Source organism: Bradyrhizobium sp. 170, from assembly GCF_023101085.1.
In the GTDB taxonomy this organism is placed as follows: domain Bacteria; phylum Pseudomonadota; class Alphaproteobacteria; order Rhizobiales; family Xanthobacteraceae; genus Bradyrhizobium.
Map to the genome: position 1 here is coordinate 6,127,050 of NZ_CP064703.1, position 17,611 is coordinate 6,144,660.

Genomic DNA, 17,611 nt, shown 5'->3' on the forward strand with positions numbered 1-17,611 from the left:
TTCGCGCTCTTGTTCCGAGAAGAATTCAGCACCGCAACGCGTTGAATGGGCAACGATATCGCCTGACGCGACGCTTTCAGAACGGCACTCCGATGCATCTCAAACGGGCGTGATGCCTTCAACGAAGATCAACCGCCGATCCAGTGCAGTCCGCCGCACGTTCAGCGCCTCGGCATATTCCGGCGAGGCGTACCATTCGCGCAAACGTTCCATCGTCGGAAATTCGACGACGATGATGGTCTTCGGCGGCGGGCCGCCTTCGATCACACTTGCAGCGCCGCCGCGCACCAGATAGCGGCCGCCATACTGCGCGATCGTTTTCGCGGCGATGGTGCGATAGGCCTCGAAGCCTGCTGGGTCGCGCACGTCGTCCACTTCGGAAATGACATAGGCTGGCATCCCTCACCTCGCCGGATGGCTTTGCAGATCACCGGATTTCCAGGATCTCCGCTTCGCCTCCGGCGATGACGACGACTTCGCCGGCACCCTTGCCGAACAGCGCGCGCGCCAGTGGCGATGCGTGCGAGATCGTCCCGCGCACAGGATCGGCCTCGTCTTCGCCGACGATCCGGAACGTCTGCCGGCGGTCATCCTCGCGCACGATGGTGACGGTGTGGCCGAGCCGCACGACCGAATTGTCCGCGGGCTCCGGGATCACCGCCGCCGTAGCGCGACGCGCGCTCCAATAACGGACATCGCGGCGGGCGCCGGCCAGGGCCGCCCGATCTCCTGCGGATTGCGCTGCAGCCTGGGCCGCTTGGGCCTCGGCCAATGCTTCCTCGATCCGGCGGAGACCCTCGGCGGTCACGTCATTCGGAAGATCGGAGATCGGCCGGTCAGGCAGATCCTCGACGTCCTCGGTTTCCTTGACGAAAGCACGGCTCATGCATGTTGAACGTCTGCGGCCCCCGACGGTTCCTATGAACCCACGCGCCCGTAATGGTGACGAGACCGCATGAGCGGCAGGTCCTTAGCTGCTGATCCCAGTCAAGACCGCGACATCTCGCTCGCCGTCCAAGACCGCCTCGAACTCCTGGGCGAACCTATCGACAGCAACATACTCAGTCGTGAAACGAATAGTAGCCAAATTCTGGAGGTCAGCATCAGGCGTTGTCCAGACCTCCGAGGAAAGGTCAACGTGCACGAGAAGCGTTCCACGGACGTCGTACGGTCTAACAACAATCCTGAGGTGGCATTGCTCTAGGCTTCCCGGCTTCTCCTTGCTCCAGAAGCCACCCTCGATGAGCGCTGGGGTGGTCGCTGTCAGTGGAAAAGATCTGAGGGCGGCGACGAAGGTTTGTTTCACGTCGATCGGATTAACCCACGCCGCTCCCCGCGCCGAGAATTCACCTGATTTCACCGTCGCGACAATCTTACCAGTCCCATCATCGTCGGGCTGATAAGCAACCTGCAATTCCGATGCACTCATCCGGCGAACTCCAATGGTGCCCTGCGATTGTCTCACCGCATTGAAACAGTTTGGAAGAGTCTGTGCGTTTGAACCGCAAATAAAAAGCGGCGCTGGAAGCGCCGCTTTTGAAACTTGCGATTTCGGAAAACTTACGCCGCTTCGGCGGACTTTTCCTGCACCGGGCCGGAATCCAGGCCCTTGGCGTCGACGTCGCGGTCGACGAACTCGATCACGGCCATCGGGGCGTTGTCGCCGTAGCGGAAGCCGGCCTTGATGATGCGGGTGTAGCCGCCCTGGCGGTCCTTGTAGCGGGGCGCCAGCGTGTCGAACAGCTTCCTGACCTGGTCCTTGTCGCGCATCTCGGAGATCGCCTGGCGGCGCATGGCGAGCCCGCCCTTCTTGCCGAGGGTGACCAGCTTCTCGACGATCGGGCGCAATTCCTTTGCCTTCGGGAGCGTGGTGACGATCTGCTCGTGCTTGATCAGCGCCGCGCACATGTTGGCGAACATCGCATTGCGATGCTCGGCGGTGCGGTTGAGCTTACGATGAACCTTGCCGTGACGCATTGATCTATTCCTTGATTTGGCTTCGTCACGACGGTTCGTCGGACATGTTGCTCAGGTGGGCTGCCTGCGTTCGCCCGTTAAAAAGCGCGATGAAACATCATCGCGCTCTGACTTGTCGTTCGATCAGTAGTGATCTTCGAAGCGCTTGGCGAGTTCGTCGATGTTCTCCGGCGGCCAGCCCGGCACTTCCATGCCGAGATGCAGACCCATCTGGGCCAGCACTTCCTTGATCTCGTTCAGCGACTTGCGGCCGAAGTTCGGGGTGCGGAGCATTTCCGCTTCCGACTTCTGCACGAGGTCGCCGATGTAGACGATGTTGTCGTTCTTCAGGCAGTTTGCCGAACGCACCGACAGCTCGAGCTCGTCGACCTTCTTGAGGAACGCGGGGTTGAAGGCGAGATCGGGGATGATCTCCTGCGCCACTTCCTTGCGCGGCTCTTCGAAGTTCACGAACACGTTGAGCTGGTCCTGCAGGATGCGGGCGGCATAGGCCACCGCGTCCTCCGGCGAGATCGCGCCGTTGGTCTCAATCGTCATGGTCAGCTTGTCGTAGTCGAGGATCTGGCCCTCGCGGGTGTTCTCGACCTTGTAGGAGACCTTGCGCACGGGCGAGAACAGGCTGTCGACCGGGATCAGGCCGATCGGCGCGTCCTCAGGCCGGTTGCGCTCGGCGGCGACATAGCCCTTGCCGGAAGCGACCGTGAACTCCATGCGGATTTCCGCGCCCTCGTCCAGCGTGCAGATCTGCAGGTCGGGATTGAGCACCACGACGTCGCCGACGGTCTGGATGTCGCCGGCGGTGACGGCGCCCGGGCCCGACTTCTTCACGACCATGCGCTTGGGGCCTTCGCCCTGCATCTTGATCGCGATGTCCTTGATGTTGAGCACGATGTCGGTGACGTCCTCGCGAACGCCCGCGATCGAGGAGAACTCGTGCAGCACGCCGTCGATGTGCACCGACTGCACGGCGGCGCCTTGCAGCGACGACAGCAGGATGCGGCGCAGCGCGTTACCGAGCGTCTGGCCGAAGCCGCGCTCGAGCGGTTCGGCGACGACGGTGGCAAACCGGTTCGCATCGGTGCCCGGCGTTATCTGCAGCTTGTTCGGTCGAATGAGTTCTTGCCAATTTTTCTGGATCGTCACTTTGTCACCCCTTCGGGTCAATAGACCGGCCAGTCGATTTGGCTTCAAATCACTGGCGTTGGAGATTCGCGGATCAGTCCGCGGCAGTCAAAATTCCAAAAACAATCGCGAGACGCGCGAATCGAGCGCCCGCGACCAGACGTCAGACGCGCCGGCGCTTGCGCGGACGGCAACCATTGTGCGGGATCGTCGTCACGTCACGGATCGACGTCACGGTGAAGCCCGCCGCCTGCAGCGCACGAAGCGCCGATTCACGGCCCGAACCCGGACCGGCAACTTCCACTTCCAGCGTGCGCATGCCGTGTTCCTGCGCCTTCTTGGAAACGTCTTCGGCCGCGACCTGCGCGGCATAGGGGGTCGACTTGCGCGAGCCCTTGAAGCCCATCGTGCCGGCCGAGGACCAGGCAATGGTGTTGCCCTGCGCATCGGTGATGGTGATGGTCGTGTTGTTGAACGACGAATTGACGTGCGCGATGCCCGAGGCGATGTTCTTGCGTTCGCGACGGCGTACGCGGGTGGCTTCCTTGCCCATTCCTAAAACCTTCCTGTGATCTCAAACGCCGCCGTACTGCCAGCGGCTACACCTAAGAAACGAATGGTGAGCGGCGAATAGTTCTATTCGCCGCTCCCTGTTCGCTATTCGCAAAATTACTTCTTCTTGCCGGCGATCGACTTGGCCGGGCCCTTGCGCGTGCGCGCATTGGTGTGGGTGCGCTGGCCGCGCACCGGCAGGCCGCGGCGATGACGCAGGCCGCGATAGCAGCCGAGGTCCATCAGACGCTTGATGTTGATACCGGTCTCACGGCGAAGATCGCCTTCGACGAGGTAGTCACGGTCGATCACTTCGCGGATCTGCAGGACTTCCTGGTCGCTCAGCTGGCTGACGCGACGATCCACGGGGATCTTGACCTTCTCGACGATCTCGGCCGCGTTCTTCTGGCCGATACCATGAATGTACTGGAGCGCGATCAGGACGCGCTTGTTGGTCGGGATATTCACGCCGGCAATACGGGCCACGGACTTCTCTCCTGTCGCCGATCCCTCATGGGCCGGCCTTAAGTTCTTGCTATCTCGGGCAGGTTTCCGCAAACGCGAACACGACGCCCTTCCCCTCATCTGCTTCGGGGCCCGGCATCGTCAAAAACTATCCGACTTGGATGCGGGGCTTATTAAAGGATTCAACTCGGTTTCGTCAACCGCCTCTATCGCTTAGCTCGCTTTTTCGTGACCTTTTTCGAGGCCTTGGCGGTAGTCTTCCCTGCGGTCTTTTTTGCCGCCTTTTTGGCCTTTCCGGCTCCCCGCCCCTTGGCCGGAGAAGCGGCCTTCTTGCTCGCCTTGCCGACCGCCTTCGAGGCCGCTTTCCTGCCCTTTGGGGCCGATTTGGCAGCCTTCCGAGCGGTTTTGGCGACCTTTTTGCCCGCCGGCCTGGCGGTCTTCCTGGTGGCCGCTGTGGCCTTCCTGGCCGGCGCCGCGGACCTGGCAGCCCTGGGTTCCACTGCCCCGATCGCGGCCAGGATCCGGTTGATCTCGCGGGTGACGTGCTCGATGGTCATCATTCCGTCGACCGTCAGAAGCTTCCGCCGCTCCGAATAATAGTGAATCAGGGGCTCGGTCTGCGCCCGGTAGTTGGCCAGCCGCTTCGACAGCACCTCCGGGGTATCGTCGATTCGCACTTCCTCGCCGCGGGCCTGCATCTCGGCGACGCGCGTCTCGACGCGGTTCAGGAGCGCGCTCTCGTTGACGCGCAATTCGACCACGGCGTCGAGCTTGATGTGCTTCTTCTTCAGGAGTTCGTCGAGGGCGGCCGCCTGCGGCACCGTGCGCGGAAAGCCGTCGAGGATGAAACCGTTCTTCATGTCCGGCTGGTCGAGACGGTCGGAGATGATCCCGATCACGATCTCATCCGGCACCAGCGCGCCACTGGCCATGATGTCCTTGGCCTGCAGGCCCACCGGCGTTTGGGCTGCGACTGCCGCGCGCAGCATCTCGCCGGTCGAGAGCTGGACGATGCCGTACTTCTGAACCAGCCGCTGCGCCTGGGTCCCCTTACCCGCGCCCGGCGGACCCAAAAGGATCAATCTCATGACTATTCGCCCCCCGGCTTGGTGAGCGAACCGCCGCACACCCTCTTATTGAAATTCAGACCGCAGCGTTTCCGCGAGATCAGCGGCGGCGGCCCCTCAGCTTGGATTTCCTGATCAGCCCCTCATACTGATGGGCCAGGAGATAGCCCTGCACCTGCGCTACCGTATCCATGGTCACGCTGACGACGATCAGGAGCGAGGTGCCGCCGAAGTAGAACGGCACCGAAGCATAGGAAATCAGGATCTCGGGAATCAGGCAGACGATCGCCAGATAGATCGCGCCGAGCACGGTAACGCGCGACAGCACGTAATCGATATATTCGGCAGTGCGCTCGCCCGGCCGGATGCCCGGGATGAAGCCGCCATGCTTCTTCAGATTGTCGGCGGTCTCGGTCGGGTTGAACACGATCGCGGTGTAGAAGAATGCGAAGAACACGATCAGGCTCAGGTAGAGAATCAGGAACAGCGGACGGCCGTGGCTGAGCTGGGTGTTGAGCCACTGGAACCATTCCGGGCCCTTGCCGGCGTTGAAATTCGCAACGGTGGCCGGCAGCAGCAACAGCGACGAGGCGAAGATCGGCGGGATCACGCCTGACGTGTTGAGCTTGAGCGGCAGATGCGAGGACTGGCCCTCGAACATCTTGTTGCCGACCTGTCGCTTCGGATACTGGATCAGAAGCCTGCGCTGCGCGCGCTCCATGAACACGATGAAGGCGATCACGGCGACCGCCATCACGATCACGACCAGGATCAGGGCGGTCGACAGCGCACCCTGTCGTCCCAGTTCCAGCATGTTGGCCAGCGCCGAAGGCAATTCGGCGACGATGCCGGCCAGAATGATCAGCGAAATGCCGTTGCCGATGCCGCGCGAGGTGATCTGCTCGCCGAGCCACATCAGAAACATGGTGCCGCCGGTCAGCGTGACCGTGGTGGAGATCAGGAAGAACATCCCGGGGTCGCTGACGACGTTACCGGCGCCCTGAAGTCCGATTGCGATGCCGTAGGCCTGGAACGTGGCGAGAACCACCGTGAGGTAGCGGGTATACTGGTTCAGCGTCTTGCGTCCCGCCTCGCCTTCCTTCTTCAAGGCTTCGAGCTTGGGCGATACTGTCGTCAGCAGCTGGATGATGATCGATGCCGAGATGTACGGCATGATGTTCAGCGCGAAGATCGCCATGCGGTTGATGCCGCCGCCGGCGAACATGTTGAACATGCCGAGAATGCCGCCGGCCTGCGACTTGAACACCTGCTCCCAGATCGCGGGGTCGATGCCGGGCAGCGGGATATAGGTGCCGAGCCGATAAACAAGCAGCGCACCCAGCGTGAACCAGATGCGCTTCTTCAGTTCGTCGGCTTTCGCCAAAGCGCCGAAATTGAGGTTTGCCGCAAGTTGTTCTGCTGCTGAGACCATGTTCAGGCTTTCTCCCGCCGCCCCTCAAACCGCCGCCCCTCCCCCGGGGCGGTCGGCAGACGCCGGACATTATTTGGTGCTCGGCTTCGATAAGTCCATTGCTCTCACGTGCGGATCGCCCGCGACAAAACGGGCGATGACGCAGATGTTACGCCGCCTCGCCTTCGTCCTTCTTGGCCGGGGCCAGGATCTTGACCGTGCCGCCGGCCTTCTCGACCGCCGCAACTGCCGATTTCGAGGCGCCATGCACCTCGATCGCGAGCTTGGCCTTGAGTTCGCCGCGGCCGAGCAGCCGCAGGCCGTCCTTGGCGCGACGGATCACGCCCGCCTTCACCAGCGATTCGACGGTGACGGTTTCCTTGGCATCGACCAACTTGGCGTCGATCGCTTCCTGCAGCCGGTCGAGATTGATCTCGGCGAAGTCGAGCCGGAAGATGTTGTTGAAGCCGCGCTTCGGCAGGCGGCGATGCAGCGGCATCTGGCCGCCCTCGAAGCCCTTGATGCGCACGCCCGAACGCGCGGTCTGGCCCTTGCCGCCGCGGCCCGAAGTCTTGCCCTTGCCCGAACCGATGCCACGGCCGACGCGCATACGCTTCTTGCGCGAGCCGGCATTGTCGGCGATATCGCTGAGCTTCATCGCCCTGTCTCCCTACTTACTTCTCGCCGACGATGCGGACGAGATGTTGAACCTTGGCGATCATGCCGCGAATCGCAGGCGTGTCCTGCAGCTCGGTGACACGACCGATCTTGTTGAGCTTGAGGCCGATCAGCGTCGCACGCTGCGAGTGATGGCGGCGGATTGCGCTGCCGGTCTGCTCGACCTTGATCGTCTTTGCGGCCTTGGCCATCGTCTTAACTCCAAAGAGCGCTTGAAAATCGCGCCGGTTATTCAGCCACCACTTCGGCATCGCCGCCGACGCGGCGCGACTGCAGCGTGGATACCTTGATGTTGCGGCGTGCGGCCACCGAACGCGGCGAATCCTGATGCTTCAGCGCGTCGAAGGTGGCGCGAACCATGTTGTAGGGATTCGACGAGCCGATCGACTTCGCCACCACGTCCTGGATGCCGAGCGTTTCGAACACCGCGCGCATCGGGCCGCCGGCGATGATGCCGGTACCGGCCGGAGCGGCGCGCAGGTAGACGCGGCCGGCGCCGTGGCGGCCGGCGATGTCATGATGCAGCGTGCGGCCTTCGCGCAGAGCGACGCGCGTCAGGTTGCGCTTGGCCGACTCGGTCGCCTTGCGGATCGCTTCGGGAACCTCGCGCGCCTTGCCGTGGCCGAAACCGACCCGGCCCTTCTGGTCGCCGATCACGACCAGCGCCGCAAAGCCGAAGCGCTTGCCGCCCTTGACGACCTTCGCCACGCGATTGATGTGGACGAGCTTGTCGACGAACTCGCTGTCGCGCTCTTCGCGATCCCTGCTCCGTTCGCGTCCGCCGCGTTCGCGTTCACCTGCCATGGTGTTTTCCAATCTTTAGGGGAAGAAAGCCCCTGTCCTCGTAAATTTCCAAAACCGGTTCGTTAGAAGCTCAGGCCGCTCTCGCGGGCCGCATCCGCAAGCGCCTTGACGCGCCCGTGATAGAGATAGCTGCCGCGATCGAACACCACTTCCTTGACGCCGTTCTTCACGGCGCGTTCCGCCAGCAGTTTGCCGACGGCCTTGGCCGCATCGATGTTGGCGCCCGTATTGCCGCCCTCGCGCATGGTCTTTTCCAGCGACGAGGCGGAAGCCAGCGTTTCGCCCTTCAGGTCGTCGATGACCTGGGCGTAGATGTGTTTCGACGAACGGAACACCGACAGACGCGGGCGTCCATTGGCGGACCGGCGCAGCGAGTTGCGCACGCGCTGCTTGCGCCGGGCATTCGTGACCTTGAGTGACATGACCGGCTCCGTTACTTCTTCTTGCCTTCCTTGCGGAAGATGAATTCGTTGGCGTACTTCACGCCCTTGCCCTTGTAGGGCTCCGGCGGGCGGTAGGCGCGGATTTCCGCGGCGACCTGGCCGACGCGCTGGGAATCGGTGCCCGTGATCGTGATCTCGGTCGGCTTCGGCACCACGATGGTGATGCCTTCGGGGATCGCGTAGACGACGTCGTGGCTGTAGCCGAGCGCGAGCTGCAGGTTCTTGCCCTGCAGCGCAGCACGGTAACCGACGCCGGTGATTTCGAGCTTCTTCTCGAAACCCTTGGTGACGCCCTCGACCAGGTTAGCAACCTGCGCGCGCGCCGTGCCGTACATCGCCTGGGCGCGATTGGTCGAAAGCTTCGGTGCGACCTTGACCGCGCCGTCCTCGAACTTCACTTCAACGTCGTCATGCACGACGAACTGAAGCTGGCCCTTCGGCCCCTTCATCTTGACGGTCTGCCCTTCGACGCTCGCCGTCACACCGGACGGGATCGGAACGGGCCGTTTGCCAACACGTGACATGGCTCTAAATCCTTCCTCAGAACACCGTGAAGAGAATTTCGCCGCCCACATTCGCGTCACGCGCGGCGTGGTCAGCCATGATTCCCTTCGGCGTCGACAACACCGAAATACCGAGACCGTTATTCACCCGCGGCAGGTTCTTCACCGAGGCGTAAACGCGACGGCCCGGCTTGGAGACCCGCTCGATCTCGCGAATGACGGGCTCGCCGTCGAAATACTTCAGCTCGATCTCGAGCTCGCTGCGGCCGGAAGCGTGTTCGACGCTGGCGTAGCCGCGGATGTAACCCTCGGACTTCAGCACTTCGAGCACGCTGGCGCGCATCTTCGAGCCCGGGGTCGAGACCTTGGACTTCGAACGCATCTGCGCGTTGCGGATGCGGGTGATGAGATCGGAGATCGGATCGTGCGTTGACATCTTGACGACCCTCCTTACCAGCTCGACTTCACGAGCCCGGGAACCAGGCCCTTGGAGCCGAGTTCACGCAGCGCGATGCGGGAAAGCTTGTTCTTGCGGTAGTTCGAGCGCGGACGACCGGTCAGCTCGCAGCGGTTGCGGATGCGCGTCGCCGACGAATTGCGCGGCATCTGGGCGAGCTTCAGCGTCGCCGCGAACCGCTCTTCCATCGGGCGGGTCTTGTCGGCGATGATCGCCTTCAGCTTCGCGCGCTGGGGGGCGGCGTTCTTGGTCATCCGCTTGCGCCGGTTGTTCTTCTCGATCGAACTCTTCTTTGCCATGCTTGGCTCCTGGGTTTCCGCGTTTGAGAGGCTTTAACTGCGTCTCACTGCCGGAACGGGAAATTGAATGCGGTCAACAAGGCACGCGCCTCGTCGTCGGTCTTCGCCGTGGTGCAGACCGTGATGTCCATGCCGCGGGCTTCCGAAACCTTGTCGAAATCGATTTCGGGGAAAATGATGTGCTCCTTGAGGCCGAGCGAGTAATTGCCGCGACCATCGAAGCTCTTCGGATTGAGGCCACGGAAGTCGCGCACGCGCGGCAGCGCCACGTTCACCAGGCGATCGATGAATTCATACATCTTGGCCTTGCGCAGCGTGACCTTGCAGCCGATCGGCTGGTTTTCACGCAGCTTGAAGGTCGCGATCGCAACGCGCGAATAGGTCACGATCGCCTTCTGGCCCGCGATCTGCGTCAGTTCGCCAGCCGCGGTCTCGGCCTTCTTGCGGTCGTTGACGGCGTCGCCGACGCCCATGTTGAGCACGACCTTGTCCAGCCGCGGCACCTGCATGACGTTGGCATAGCCGAACTGTTCGGTCAGCTTGCCGCGAATTTCCTTGTCGAACTGCGCGCGCAGGCGCGGCACATAAGCGGTATCAGCCATCGATCTCTGCTCCCGAGCTCTTGGCAATGCGTACCTTCTTGCCATCAGCCTGAATCTTGAAGCCTACGCGGGTCGGCTTGCCGTCCTTGCCGACATAGGCGACGTTGGACAGGTGGATCGGCGACTCCTTGGAGATGATGCCGCCTTCCTGGTTCTGGGTCTGCTTCTGGTGACGCTTCACCATGTTGACGCCGCGCACCAGCGCCTTGTTCTCGGCGGGGCGGACCTCGAATACTTCGCCGGTGCGGCCCTTGTCGCGGCCGTTCAGCACGATGACCTTGTCACCTTTCCGGATCTTGGCAGCCATCACAGCACCTCCGGCGCAAGCGAGATGATTTTCATGTGGTTCTTGGCGCGCAGCTCGCGCGGCACGGGCCCGAAGATACGGGTGCCGACCGGCTCCGACTGGTTGTTGATCAACACGGCGGCGTTGCGGTCGAAGCGGATGACCGAGCCGTCGGCGCGGCGGATGTCCTTGCGGACCCGGACCACGACGGCCTTCATCACGTCGCCCTTTTTCACCTTGCCGCGCGGAATCGCTTCCTTGATCGACACGACGATAACGTCGCCCACGGTGGCATAGCGGCGCTTGGAGCCCCCCAGCACCTTGATGCACATGACACGGCGTGCGCCTGAATTATCGGCCACGTCGAGGTTGGTCTGCATCTGAATCATTGATGCACCTCGTCCTCTTTCTGATGCGCTCGAATTAGCGCCTAAAATTTTTCCTGATTACCCGTCCGGCCTAGCCGAACGAATCTCAGGCGGTTTTCTTCTGCTCGCCCCGGACCACAGTCCAGCGCTTCAACTTGGAGATCGGCTTGCTCTCCTCGATCCAAACCATGTCGCCCGGCTTGAACTCGCTGTTCTCGTCGTGCGCGTGATAGTTCTTGGAGCGGCGGATCGTCTTCTTGTAGATCGGATGGGTGAAGCGGCGATCGACGCGCACCACCACCGTCTTGGTTTGCTTGTCGCTCACGACCACGCCCTGAAGGGTTCGTTTCGGCATATCCGGCCTCTTACTTCTTCTTCGCGCGCGTTTGCGCGGCGATGGTCTTGATGCGGGCGATATCGCGGCGGGCTTCGCGCAGCCGCGAGGTGTTCTCCAGCTGCCCGGTGGCGCGCTGGAAACGCAGGTTGAAACGTTCCTTCTTCAGATTGAGGACGGCGTCCTCCCTCTGGTCGTCGCTCATCGCGCGGATGTCTTCAACTTTCATCGGGGCCATGACGGTTACTCCGCAATGCGCGCGACGAAGCGCGTCTTGATCGGCAGCTTGGCGGCGGCAAGCGAGAGCGCCTCCTTGGCGGTCTGCACGGTGACGCCGTCGATCTCGAAAATCACGCGGCCGGGCTTGACCCGCGCCACCCACAATTCCGGCGTACCCTTGCCGGAGCCCATGCGGACTTCGGCCGGCTTCTTCGACACTGGCAGGTCGGGAAATACGCGGATCCAGACGCGGCCGGCGCGCTTCATGTGACGGGTCAGCGCGCGGCGCGCGGCTTCGATCTGGCGGGCGGTGATGCGCTCGGGCGCCATCGCCTTCAGGCCGAACTGACCGAACGACAACGTCGCACCCGAAGTCGCAACGCCGTGGATACGGCCCTTATGCGCCTTCCGGAACTTCGTTTTCTTTGGTTGCATCATGGCTTTAAGCCCTCAAACCTTCTTCTGATGTCTCACGCAGCGTCGCGGCGCGGCCGTGTGTTGTCGCCTTCGGCCATCTTCTTGTCCTGGGCCATCGGATCATGCTCGAGGATCTCGCCCTTGAAGATCCAGACCTTGACGCCGCAGGTGCCGAATGTGGTGAACGCGGTCGCCACGCCGTAATCGATGTCGGCGCGCAGCGTGTGCAGCGGCACGCGACCTTCGCGATACCATTCCATGCGCGCGATTTCGGCGCCGCCGAGACGGCCCGAGCAGTTGATGCGGATGCCTTCGGCGCCGAGACGCATCGCCGACTGCACCGCGCGCTTCATGGCGCGACGGAACGCGACGCGGCGCTCGAGCTGCTGGGCGATCGATTCGGCGACCAGGGTGGCGTCGAGTTCGGGCTTGCGGATTTCGACGATGTTGATGACGACGTCGGAAGCCGTGATGTCGGCAACCCGCTTGCGTAGCTTGTCGATATCGGCGCCCTTCTTGCCGATCACGACGCCGGGACGCGCCGAATGGATCGTCACGCGGCACTTCTTGTGCGGACGCTCGATCACGATGCGGGCGACGGCGGCCTGCTTGAGTTCCTTGTGCAGGATCTCGCGGATCTTGACGTCTTCATGCAACAGCTTGCCGTACTCGTTCTTGCCGGCGAACCAACGGGAATCCCAGGTCCGGTTGATGCCGAGACGCAGTCCGATTGGATTGATCTTTTGACCCATCGTTTTCTCCCGCGCCCTTAAGCGCCAGCCTCGGCCTCGACCTGACGAACCACGATGGTCAGGTGCGAGAACGGTTTATAGATACGCCCCGAACGGCCACGGCCGCGCGGTGAAAAACGCTTCATCACGATGCCGTTGCCGACATGCGCCTCGGCGACGACGAGATCGTCGACCTCGAGGTCGTGGTTGTTCTCGGCGTTCGCGATCGCCGATTCCAGGCACTTCTTGACGTCGACCGCGATCCGCTTGCGCGAGAACTGCAAGTCGGCGAGCGCAGCCGAAGCCTTCCGGCCGCGGATCAACTGCGCGACAAGATTGAGCTTCTGCGGGCTGACGCGCAGCATCCGGGCAACTGCCTTGGCCTCGTTGTCCGCGAGGACACGTTCGCGCTTTGGTTTGCTCATCGTCTATTCCTCAAGCCTTCTTGGCTTTCTTGTCGCCAGAATGGCCATGGAAGGTACGGGTCGGCGAGAACTCGCCGAACTTGTGACCCACCATTTCCTCGTTGATCGATACCGGCACATGCTTCTGGCCGTTGTAGACGCCGAAAACCAGGCCGACGAACTGCGGCAGGATGGTCGAGCGGCGGCTCCAGATCTTGATGACGTCGTGACGGCCGGACGCGCGCGCAGCATCTGCCTTCTTGAGCAGAGAGGCTTCGACGAACGGGCCTTTCCAGACTGAACGTACCATGTCCGGCGTTCCTTACTTCTTCCGCTTGTGGCGGCTTAGGAGGATGAATCGATTGGTCGACTTGTTCGAACGGGTCTTCTTGCCCTTGGTCGGCTTGCCCCACGGCGTGACCGGGTGGCGGCCGCCCGAGGTGCGGCCTTCGCCGCCGCCGTGCGGATGGTCGATCGGGTTCATGACGACGCCGCGGTTATGCGGACGCCAGCCCAGCCAGCGGGTACGGCCGGCCTTGCCGATCGAGATATTCATGTGATCGGGGTTCGACACCGCACCGATGGTGCCGCGGCAACGGCCGTGCACCAGGCGCTGCTCGCCCGAGTTGAGGCGCAGAATGACGTAGTCCTGGTCGCGGCCGACGATCTGGGCGTAGGTGCCGGCCGAACGCGCGATCTGGCCGCCCTTCCCGATCTTCATCTCGATATTGTGGATGATGGTGCCGACCGGCATGTTGCCGAGCGGCATGACATTGCCGGGCTTGACGTCGACATAGTTGCCCGCAACCACGCTGTCGCCAACAGCCAGGCGCTGCGGCGCCAGGATGTAGGCCTGCTCGCCGTCCTGATACTTGATCAGCGCGATGAACGCGGTGCGGTTCGGATCGTATTCCAGCCGCTCGACGACCGCGGGAACATCGACCTTGTTCCGCTTGAAGTCCACCATGCGGTAGGCCTTCTTGTGGCCACCGCCGCGGAAACGCACCGTGATACGGCCGGTGTTGTTGCGGCCGCCATTGCTGATCTTGCCCTCGGTCAACGCCTTGACGGGCTTGCCCTTATAGAGGGCCGAACGGTCGACCATCACCAGCTGGCGCTGGCCCGGCGTCGTCGGATTGTATGTTTTCAATGCCATCGCTGTATCGCCTTATAGTCCGGTAGTGACGTCGATGCGGTGGCCCTCTTCGAGGGTCACGACCGCCCGCTTCACGTCCGACTGCGAACCGAAATTGCCGCGGAACACCTTGGTCTTGCCCTTGCGGACCAGCGTGTTCACGCGCTTCACCTTGACGTCGAACAGCTTTTCGACGGCTTCCTTGATTTGCGGCTTGGTCGCCTTGCTGGCGACCCTGAACACGACCTTGTTGTGCTCGGACGCTACCGTCGCCTTTTCGGTGACGACAGGAGCTACGATCACGTCGTAATGGCGCGGATCGATGTTCTTCATTTGAAGCGCGCCTCCAGCGCATCGACTGCCGCCTTCGTCAGCACCAGCTTCTGACGACGCAGAATGTCGTAGACGTTGATGCCCTGGATCGGCAGCACGTCGATATTCGGAATGTTGCGCGCAGCGGTCGCGAAACCGGCATGCACCTCGGCGCCGTCGATGATCAGCGCATTGGTCAGGCCCAACCCTGAGAAATGACCGACCAGCGCCTTGGTCTTGGCGTCCTTGATCTGCGCATTGTCGATCACGATCAGGCCGCCGTCCTTGGCCTTCGCCGACAGGGCATGCTTGAGCGCCAGCGCGCGCACCTTCTTCGGCAGGTCGGTCGCGTGCGAGCGAACCACCGGACCGAACGCACGGCCACCGCCGCGGAACTGCGGCACGCGGGCCGAGCCGTGACGGGCGCCGCCGGTGCCCTTCTGCTTGTACATCTTCTTGCCGGTGCGCCAGACGTCGGCGCGGCCCTGCGTCTTGTGCGTTCCGGCCTGGCGCTTGTTGAGCTGCCATTGCACGCAACGCTGGATGATGTCGGCGCGCGGCTCGAGACCGAAGATCGCGTCCGAGAGCTGGACCGAACCGGCTTCCTTGCCTTCAAGGGTCGTGACTTTCAGTTCCATCTCACGCGCCCTCCTGCTCGGCCGGAGCCTGAGCCTGCTCACCGCCGGCGACCTTGAACTTGCCGGGCTTCGGAGCATCCTTCGGCAGCGGCTTCTTGACAGCGTCGCGTACCGAGATCCAGCCGCCCTTGGAGCCGGGAACGGCGCCTTCGACGAGGATCAGGCCGCGCTCGACGTCGGTCTGCACCACACGCAGATTGAGCGTGGTGATGCGATCGACACCCATGTGACCGGGCATCTTCTTGTTCTTGAAGGTCTTGCCGGGATCCTGACGTCCGCCGGTCGAACCGATCGAACGATGCGAAACCGACACACCGTGGGTGGCGCGCAGACCGCCGAAATTCCAGCGCTTCATGCCGCCGGCAAAACCCTTACCGACCGAGGTGCCGGTGACGTCGACGAACTGGCCGACCACGAAATGGTCCGCCTGAATCTCGGCGCCAACCGGGATCAGCGCGTCTTCCGACACGCGGAACTCGGTGACCTTCCGCTTGGGCTCGACCTTGGACACCGCAAACTGGCCGCGCTCTGCCTTCGGCAGATAGACGGTCTTGCGGGTACCCGAACCGAGCTGCAGCGCGACATAACCGTTCTTCTCGGTCGTGCGGTGGCCCAGCACCTGGCAATTGCCCAGCTTCAGCACGGTCACAGGGATATGTTCGCCGGTCTCCGTAAAGACCCGCGTCATCCCGACCTTTTGTGCGATCACTCCGGAGCGCATCGGCGTGCTTCCTGTTCTTTCTGTCCGCTAACTTCGGACGATCCTGAAAATCTTAGAGCTTGATCTCGACGTCGACACCGGCGGCCAGATCGAGCTTCATGAGGGCATCGACGGTCTGCGGGGTCGGATCGACGATGTCGAGAAGGCGCTTGTGGGTGCGCATCTCGAATTGCTCGCGGCTCTTCTTGTCGACGTGCGGTGAACGGTTGACGGTGAACTTCTCGATGCGGGTGGGCAGCGGGATAGGTCCGCGAACCTGGGCACCGGTACGTTTCGCCGTGTTCACGATCTCGCGGGTCGACGTATCGAGGATACGATGGTCGAACGCCTTGAGACGGATGCGAATATTTTGGCCGTTCATTGCCGTTGTCTCTTTCTTCGTCGCTTGATGCGAGTAGTGAGCGGCGAATAGCGAATGAAACCATTCGCTATTCGCTTTTCGTTTTCTCTTTACTCGATGATGGAGGCGACGACGCCGGCGCCGACGGTGCGGCCGCCTTCACGGATCGCGAAGCGCAGCTTTTCTTCCATCGCGATCGGCACGATCAGGTGCACTTCCATCGCGATGTTGTCGCCCGGCATCACCATTTCGGTGCCTTCGGGCAGATGCACGACGCCGGTCACGTCGGTGGTGCGGAAGTAGAACTGGGGCCGGTAGTTGGTGAAGAACGGGGTGTGACGACCGCCCTCTTCCTTGGTCAGGATGTAGGCCTCAGCCTTGAACTTGGTGTGCGGCTTGACCGAACCCGGCTTGCACAGCACCTGGCCGCGCTCGACTTCCTCGCGCTTGGTGCCGCGGAGCAGCGCACCGATGTTGTCGCCGGCCTGGCCCTGATCGAGCAGCTTGCGGAACATTTCGACGCCGGTGACGATGGTCTTCTGGGTATCGCGCAGACCGACGATTTCGATTTCCTCGCCGACCTTGACGATGCCGCGCTCGACACGACCGGTCACAACGGTGCCGCGGCCCGAGATCGAGAACACGTCTTCCACCGGCATCAGGAACGGCTGGTCGATCGGACGCTCCGGCTGCGGAATGTACGCGTCGACCTGCTTCATCAGCTCGAGGATGGCGTCGTGACCAAGCGCCTTGTCCTTGTCTTCAAGGGCGGCGAGCGCCGAACCCTTGACGATCGGGATGGTGTCGCCCGGGAATTCGTACTTCGACAGCAGTTCGCGAACTTCGAGCTCGACGAGTTCGAGCAGTTCCGGATCGTCGACCATGTCGCACTTGTTCAGGAACACGACGAGCGCGGGAACGCCGACCTGACGGGCGAGCAGGATGTGTTCGCGGGTCTGCGGCATCGGGCCGTCGGCGGCCGACACGACCAGGATCGCGCCATCCATCTGGGCTGCGCCGGTGATCATGTTCTTCACGTAGTCGGCGTGGCCCGGACAGTCGACGTGGGCGTAGTGCCGGTTGGTGGTTTCGTATTCGACGTGGGCGGTCGAGATCGTGATGCCGCGCGCCTTCTCTTCCGGCGCCTTGTCGATCTGGTCGTACGCCGTGAACGTCGCACCGCCGGTTTCAGCCAGCACCTTGGTGATCGCTGCGGTCAGCGAGGTCTTGCCATGGTCGACGTGACCGATGGTTCCGATGTTGCAGTGCGGTTTATTACGTTCAAACTTTGCTTTGGCCATTTGACTCTCCGTTCAGTCGTTAGCT

General features: G+C 62.4%; 31 protein-coding genes. All 31 read right to left on the minus strand.

Going from position 1 to position 17,611, the window contains the following annotated elements:
- Positions 1-99 precede the first annotated feature (99 nt).
- The 31 genes from IVB05_RS28555 to tuf all read right to left on the minus strand — a co-directional run bounded on the left by IVB05_RS28555 (position 100) and on the right by tuf (position 17,586).
- Positions 100-399, minus strand: a complete 300-nt coding sequence (locus tag IVB05_RS28555) for a DUF1330 domain-containing protein (protein WP_247779274.1) — start codon at positions 397-399, stop codon at positions 100-102.
- 28 nt (positions 400-427) lie between these two features.
- Positions 428-886 (minus strand): transcription elongation factor GreA, encoded by a 459-nt coding sequence (greA, locus tag IVB05_RS28560; protein WP_247779275.1) that lies wholly within the window; start codon positions 884-886, stop codon positions 428-430.
- Between the two features lie 84 nt (positions 887-970).
- On the minus strand, positions 971-1,429 hold the full coding sequence (locus tag IVB05_RS28565; protein WP_247779276.1) for a hypothetical protein: 459 nt from the start codon (positions 1,427-1,429) through the stop codon (positions 971-973).
- A gap of 131 nt (positions 1,430-1,560) precedes the next feature.
- Complete coding sequence (gene rplQ / locus IVB05_RS28570; protein ID WP_247779277.1) at positions 1,561-1,977, minus strand: 50S ribosomal protein L17; 417 nt, start codon at positions 1,975-1,977, stop codon at positions 1,561-1,563.
- Positions 1,978-2,100: 123 nt separating this feature from the next.
- Entirely contained in the window at positions 2,101-3,141 is a 1,041-nt protein-coding gene (locus IVB05_RS28575) for a DNA-directed RNA polymerase subunit alpha (protein WP_247779278.1), read from the minus strand.
- A 121-nt stretch (positions 3,142-3,262) separates the two neighbouring features.
- Positions 3,263-3,652: a 30S ribosomal protein S11 gene (rpsK, locus tag IVB05_RS28580; RefSeq protein ID WP_006021048.1), complete on the minus strand. Its 390-nt coding sequence runs from the start codon at positions 3,650-3,652 to the stop codon at positions 3,263-3,265.
- A gap of 116 nt (positions 3,653-3,768) precedes the next feature.
- Positions 3,769-4,137 (minus strand): 30S ribosomal protein S13, encoded by a 369-nt coding sequence (rpsM, locus tag IVB05_RS28585; RefSeq protein WP_247515614.1) that lies wholly within the window; start codon positions 4,135-4,137, stop codon positions 3,769-3,771.
- Between the two features lie 185 nt (positions 4,138-4,322).
- On the minus strand, positions 4,323-5,204 hold the full coding sequence (locus IVB05_RS28590) for an adenylate kinase (RefSeq protein WP_247779279.1): 882 nt from the start codon (positions 5,202-5,204) through the stop codon (positions 4,323-4,325).
- Between the two features lie 79 nt (positions 5,205-5,283).
- Positions 5,284-6,615 carry a preprotein translocase subunit SecY gene (secY, locus tag IVB05_RS28595; RefSeq protein ID WP_247779280.1) on the minus strand — a complete coding sequence of 444 codons (1,332 nt, stop codon included), beginning with the start codon at positions 6,613-6,615 and terminating at the stop codon, positions 5,284-5,286.
- Between the two features lie 148 nt (positions 6,616-6,763).
- Complete coding sequence (gene rplO, locus IVB05_RS28600) at positions 6,764-7,252, minus strand: 50S ribosomal protein L15 (protein ID WP_108518109.1); 489 nt, start codon at positions 7,250-7,252, stop codon at positions 6,764-6,766.
- Between the two features lie 16 nt (positions 7,253-7,268).
- Positions 7,269-7,463, minus strand: a complete 195-nt coding sequence (rpmD, locus tag IVB05_RS28605; protein WP_247515610.1) for a 50S ribosomal protein L30 — start codon at positions 7,461-7,463, stop codon at positions 7,269-7,271.
- 37 nt (positions 7,464-7,500) lie between these two features.
- Positions 7,501-8,076: a 30S ribosomal protein S5 gene (rpsE, locus tag IVB05_RS28610; RefSeq protein ID WP_028349043.1), complete on the minus strand. Its 576-nt coding sequence runs from the start codon at positions 8,074-8,076 to the stop codon at positions 7,501-7,503.
- Between the two features lie 62 nt (positions 8,077-8,138).
- On the minus strand, positions 8,139-8,498 hold the full coding sequence (gene rplR / locus IVB05_RS28615) for a 50S ribosomal protein L18 (RefSeq protein ID WP_214491137.1): 360 nt from the start codon (positions 8,496-8,498) through the stop codon (positions 8,139-8,141).
- A gap of 11 nt (positions 8,499-8,509) precedes the next feature.
- On the minus strand, positions 8,510-9,043 hold the full coding sequence (gene rplF, locus IVB05_RS28620; protein ID WP_247779281.1) for a 50S ribosomal protein L6: 534 nt from the start codon (positions 9,041-9,043) through the stop codon (positions 8,510-8,512).
- 16 nt (positions 9,044-9,059) lie between these two features.
- A complete protein-coding gene (gene rpsH / locus IVB05_RS28625) occupies positions 9,060-9,458 on the minus strand; it encodes a 30S ribosomal protein S8 (protein WP_057834252.1) in 399 nt (132 codons plus the stop codon).
- 14 nt (positions 9,459-9,472) lie between these two features.
- Positions 9,473-9,778: a 30S ribosomal protein S14 gene (rpsN, locus tag IVB05_RS28630; RefSeq protein WP_025588640.1), complete on the minus strand. Its 306-nt coding sequence runs from the start codon at positions 9,776-9,778 to the stop codon at positions 9,473-9,475.
- 44 nt (positions 9,779-9,822) lie between these two features.
- On the minus strand, positions 9,823-10,380 hold the full coding sequence (gene rplE / locus IVB05_RS28635; RefSeq protein ID WP_247779282.1) for a 50S ribosomal protein L5: 558 nt from the start codon (positions 10,378-10,380) through the stop codon (positions 9,823-9,825).
- A complete protein-coding gene (rplX, locus tag IVB05_RS28640) occupies positions 10,373-10,687 on the minus strand; it encodes a 50S ribosomal protein L24 (protein WP_214491134.1) in 315 nt (104 codons plus the stop codon). Before rplX ends, rplE begins: the two co-directional genes overlap by 8 nt.
- Positions 10,687-11,055: a 50S ribosomal protein L14 gene (gene rplN, locus IVB05_RS28645; RefSeq protein WP_011473865.1), complete on the minus strand. Its 369-nt coding sequence runs from the start codon at positions 11,053-11,055 to the stop codon at positions 10,687-10,689. Before rplN ends, rplX begins: the two co-directional genes overlap by 1 nt.
- Before the next feature lie 85 nt (positions 11,056-11,140).
- Entirely contained in the window at positions 11,141-11,389 is a 249-nt protein-coding gene (gene rpsQ, locus IVB05_RS28650) for a 30S ribosomal protein S17 (RefSeq protein ID WP_247779283.1), read from the minus strand.
- 10 nt (positions 11,390-11,399) lie between these two features.
- Entirely contained in the window at positions 11,400-11,606 is a 207-nt protein-coding gene (rpmC, locus tag IVB05_RS28655; protein WP_108518096.1) for a 50S ribosomal protein L29, read from the minus strand.
- Positions 11,607-11,611: 5 nt separating this feature from the next.
- Positions 11,612-12,025 carry a 50S ribosomal protein L16 gene (rplP, locus tag IVB05_RS28660; protein WP_025588649.1) on the minus strand — a complete coding sequence of 138 codons (414 nt, stop codon included), beginning with the start codon at positions 12,023-12,025 and terminating at the stop codon, positions 11,612-11,614.
- Between the two features lie 32 nt (positions 12,026-12,057).
- On the minus strand, positions 12,058-12,756 hold the full coding sequence (rpsC, locus tag IVB05_RS28665) for a 30S ribosomal protein S3 (RefSeq protein WP_074828492.1): 699 nt from the start codon (positions 12,754-12,756) through the stop codon (positions 12,058-12,060).
- A 17-nt stretch (positions 12,757-12,773) separates the two neighbouring features.
- Positions 12,774-13,160, minus strand: coding sequence for a 50S ribosomal protein L22 (rplV, locus tag IVB05_RS28670; protein ID WP_192733864.1), 387 nt, complete (start codon positions 13,158-13,160; stop codon positions 12,774-12,776).
- A gap of 10 nt (positions 13,161-13,170) precedes the next feature.
- Positions 13,171-13,449: a 30S ribosomal protein S19 gene (gene rpsS / locus IVB05_RS28675; RefSeq protein ID WP_108518089.1), complete on the minus strand. Its 279-nt coding sequence runs from the start codon at positions 13,447-13,449 to the stop codon at positions 13,171-13,173.
- A gap of 12 nt (positions 13,450-13,461) precedes the next feature.
- A complete protein-coding gene (gene rplB / locus IVB05_RS28680; protein ID WP_247779284.1) occupies positions 13,462-14,295 on the minus strand; it encodes a 50S ribosomal protein L2 in 834 nt (277 codons plus the stop codon).
- A gap of 12 nt (positions 14,296-14,307) precedes the next feature.
- Complete coding sequence (locus tag IVB05_RS28685) at positions 14,308-14,607, minus strand: 50S ribosomal protein L23 (RefSeq protein WP_108518085.1); 300 nt, start codon at positions 14,605-14,607, stop codon at positions 14,308-14,310.
- A complete protein-coding gene (gene rplD, locus IVB05_RS28690) occupies positions 14,604-15,224 on the minus strand; it encodes a 50S ribosomal protein L4 (protein WP_025588657.1) in 621 nt (206 codons plus the stop codon). Before rplD ends, IVB05_RS28685 begins: the two co-directional genes overlap by 4 nt.
- A gap of 1 nt (position 15,225) precedes the next feature.
- Complete coding sequence (rplC, locus tag IVB05_RS28695) at positions 15,226-15,945, minus strand: 50S ribosomal protein L3 (protein ID WP_025588659.1); 720 nt, start codon at positions 15,943-15,945, stop codon at positions 15,226-15,228.
- A 52-nt stretch (positions 15,946-15,997) separates the two neighbouring features.
- Complete coding sequence (rpsJ, locus tag IVB05_RS28700; protein ID WP_002712302.1) at positions 15,998-16,306, minus strand: 30S ribosomal protein S10; 309 nt, start codon at positions 16,304-16,306, stop codon at positions 15,998-16,000.
- Positions 16,307-16,395: 89 nt separating this feature from the next.
- Positions 16,396-17,586, minus strand: coding sequence for an elongation factor Tu (gene tuf / locus IVB05_RS28705; RefSeq protein WP_247515599.1), 1,191 nt, complete (start codon positions 17,584-17,586; stop codon positions 16,396-16,398).
- Between the last annotated feature and the right edge of the window lie 25 nt (positions 17,587-17,611).

Bases quoted from the DNA above. Each gene is read 5' to 3' on its own strand.
- IVB05_RS28555 (WP_247779274.1), bottom strand. From the start codon at position 399: ATGCCAGCCTATGTCATTTCCGAAGTGGACGACGTGCGCGACCCAGCA.
- greA (WP_247779275.1), bottom strand. From the start codon at position 886: ATGAGCCGTGCTTTCGTCAAGGAAACCGAGGACGTCGAGGATCTGCCT.
- IVB05_RS28565 (WP_247779276.1), bottom strand. From the start codon at position 1,429: ATGAGTGCATCGGAATTGCAGGTTGCTTATCAGCCCGACGATGATGGG.
- rplQ (WP_247779277.1), bottom strand. From the start codon at position 1,977: ATGCGTCACGGCAAGGTTCATCGTAAGCTCAACCGCACCGCCGAGCAT.
- rpsK (WP_006021048.1), bottom strand. From the start codon at position 3,652: ATGGGCAAGGAAGCCACCCGCGTACGCCGTCGCGAACGCAAGAACATC.
- IVB05_RS28590 (WP_247779279.1), bottom strand. From the start codon at position 5,204: ATGAGATTGATCCTTTTGGGTCCGCCGGGCGCGGGTAAGGGGACCCAG.
- secY (WP_247779280.1), bottom strand. From the start codon at position 6,615: ATGGTCTCAGCAGCAGAACAACTTGCGGCAAACCTCAATTTCGGCGCT.
- rplO (WP_108518109.1), bottom strand. From the start codon at position 7,252: ATGAAGCTCAGCGATATCGCCGACAATGCCGGCTCGCGCAAGAAGCGT.
- rpmD (WP_247515610.1), bottom strand. From the start codon at position 7,463: ATGGCCAAGGCCGCAAAGACGATCAAGGTCGAGCAGACCGGCAGCGCA.
- rpsE (WP_028349043.1), bottom strand. From the start codon at position 8,076: ATGGCAGGTGAACGCGAACGCGGCGGACGCGAACGGAGCAGGGATCGC.
- rplR (WP_214491137.1), bottom strand. From the start codon at position 8,498: ATGTCACTCAAGGTCACGAATGCCCGGCGCAAGCAGCGCGTGCGCAAC.
- rplF (WP_247779281.1), bottom strand. From the start codon at position 9,043: ATGTCACGTGTTGGCAAACGGCCCGTTCCGATCCCGTCCGGTGTGACG.
- rpsH (WP_057834252.1), bottom strand. From the start codon at position 9,458: ATGTCAACGCACGATCCGATCTCCGATCTCATCACCCGCATCCGCAAC.
- rpsN (WP_025588640.1), bottom strand. From the start codon at position 9,778: ATGGCAAAGAAGAGTTCGATCGAGAAGAACAACCGGCGCAAGCGGATG.
- rplE (WP_247779282.1), bottom strand. From the start codon at position 10,380: ATGGCTGATACCGCTTATGTGCCGCGCCTGCGCGCGCAGTTCGACAAG.
- rplX (WP_214491134.1), bottom strand. From the start codon at position 10,687: ATGGCTGCCAAGATCCGGAAAGGTGACAAGGTCATCGTGCTGAACGGC.
- rplN (WP_011473865.1), bottom strand. From the start codon at position 11,055: ATGATTCAGATGCAGACCAACCTCGACGTGGCCGATAATTCAGGCGCA.
- rpsQ (WP_247779283.1), bottom strand. From the start codon at position 11,389: ATGCCGAAACGAACCCTTCAGGGCGTGGTCGTGAGCGACAAGCAAACC.
- rpmC (WP_108518096.1), bottom strand. From the start codon at position 11,606: ATGGCCCCGATGAAAGTTGAAGACATCCGCGCGATGAGCGACGACCAG.
- rplP (WP_025588649.1), bottom strand. From the start codon at position 12,025: ATGATGCAACCAAAGAAAACGAAGTTCCGGAAGGCGCATAAGGGCCGT.
- rpsC (WP_074828492.1), bottom strand. From the start codon at position 12,756: ATGGGTCAAAAGATCAATCCAATCGGACTGCGTCTCGGCATCAACCGG.
- rplV (WP_192733864.1), bottom strand. From the start codon at position 13,160: ATGAGCAAACCAAAGCGCGAACGTGTCCTCGCGGACAACGAGGCCAAG.
- rpsS (WP_108518089.1), bottom strand. From the start codon at position 13,449: ATGGTACGTTCAGTCTGGAAAGGCCCGTTCGTCGAAGCCTCTCTGCTC.
- rplB (WP_247779284.1), bottom strand. From the start codon at position 14,295: ATGGCATTGAAAACATACAATCCGACGACGCCGGGCCAGCGCCAGCTG.
- IVB05_RS28685 (WP_108518085.1), bottom strand. From the start codon at position 14,607: ATGAAGAACATCGATCCGCGCCATTACGACGTGATCGTAGCTCCTGTC.
- rplD (WP_025588657.1), bottom strand. From the start codon at position 15,224: ATGGAACTGAAAGTCACGACCCTTGAAGGCAAGGAAGCCGGTTCGGTC.
- rplC (WP_025588659.1), bottom strand. From the start codon at position 15,945: ATGCGCTCCGGAGTGATCGCACAAAAGGTCGGGATGACGCGGGTCTTT.
- rpsJ (WP_002712302.1), bottom strand. From the start codon at position 16,306: ATGAACGGCCAAAATATTCGCATCCGTCTCAAGGCGTTCGACCATCGT.
- tuf (WP_247515599.1), bottom strand. From the start codon at position 17,586: ATGGCCAAAGCAAAGTTTGAACGTAATAAACCGCACTGCAACATCGGA.